General features: G+C 77.5%; 1 protein-coding gene. It reads right to left on the bottom strand.

Going from position 1 to position 1438, the window contains the following annotated elements; translation table 11 throughout:
* Window positions 1–1273: YifB family Mg chelatase-like AAA ATPase (locus MNZ39_RS24020; RefSeq protein ID WP_242341601.1), on the bottom strand; the 1273-nt coding region annotated here is incomplete at its 3' end.
* Window positions 1274–1438: the final 165 nt, after the last annotated feature.

A 1438-nucleotide genomic window follows, 5' to 3' on the forward strand; every position in this document is an offset into this window, starting at 1 on the left:
CGGCGCGCCCCCGCTGCACCGCGCGCGCGCGGGCGACCCGGGCGCGCGCCTCCGCGCGCGTCGGCCCGCTGGCCGCGGCCTCGCCGAGCAGCGGGGTGGCGAGGGCGGGCACGTCCACGTGCAGGTCGATCCGGTCGAGCAGCGGCCCCGAGATGCGCCGCCGGTAGCTGAGCAGCTCGTGCGGCGTGCAGTGGCAGCGCCTCCGCCGGTCGCCGTGGTAGCCGCACGGACAGGGGTTCATCGCGGCGACGAGCGTGAGCTCGGCGGGGTACGTGACGCTCCGGCCGGCCCGCGCGATCGTGACCTCGCCGTCCTCGAGCGGCTGCCGCAGCGCCTCGAGGACGTGGCGCCGGAACTCGGGGAGCTCGTCGAGGAACAGGACGCCCTGGTGCGCGAGCGAGACCTCGCCAGGCCGCGGGACGCTGCTGCCGCCCACGAGGCCGGCGTCGGAGATCGAGTGGTGCGGCGCGCGGAAGGGGCGATCGGCGAGGAGGCCGCGGTGGCGGGTGAGCCCCGCGACGCTGTGGACCACGGTCGCCTCGAGCGCCTCCTCGAACGCGAGGGGCGGGAGGAGCGTCGGCAGGCGGCGGGCGAGCATCGTCTTGCCGCTGCCCGGCGGCCCGAAGAAGAGCAGGTTGTGGCCCCCCGCGGCGGCGATCTCCAGCGCCCGCTTCGCGTTCTCCTGGCCCGTCACGTCGGCGAGGTCGACGGGGACGCCCGGGGGCGGCGCCGGCACCGCCCCCGGCGGCGGGAGGAGCTCCGCCGAACCGCGCGTCCAGGCGACCACGTCGCCGAGGTGACCCGCGGACAGGATCTTCACGCCCTCCACGATCGACGCCTCGAGCGCGTTCGCCTGCGGGACGACGATCGCGAGCGCGCCCGCGCGGCGCGCCTCGATGGCGAGCGGGAGGACGCCGCGGACGGACTTCACCTCGCCCGAGAGGGCGAGCTCGCCGACGAAGTGGACCCTCGCCAGCGCGTCCGCGGGGACCTCCTCCACCGCCGCGAGCACGCCCATCGCCATCGGCAGGTCGAAGCCGGTGCCGTCCTTGCGCAGGTCCCCCGGCGCGAGGTTCACGGTGATCCGCTTGTGCGGCAGCTTCACGCCGAGGTTTCGCACCGCCGCGGCGACCCGGACCTTCGCCTCCTGCACGGCGCCCGTGGCGAGCCCGACGAGGTGGAAGCCCGGCATCCCGAGCGTCGCCTCGACCTCCACGTCGACGGGGATCGCCTGCACGCCGAGCACGGCGCCGGAGCGGATGCGGACCAGCATGCACGGACGTTCAGCAGGGGCCGTGCCAGCGCCGGATCGCTGCTGGGCGCGCGCGAGAGGAGCTTCCCCGGCCCGCCGCGCGCTCGCGCCGGACGCGCCGCGGACGCTCGCGAGCGCGGAACGCCCGGGCCGGCGTCGGCGTCGGCGGGCGGCGGGCGGCGAGCC

Source organism: Anaeromyxobacter sp. SG66 (assembly GCF_022690805.1).
Taxonomy (GTDB): Bacteria; Myxococcota; Myxococcia; order Myxococcales; family Anaeromyxobacteraceae; genus Anaeromyxobacter; species Anaeromyxobacter soli.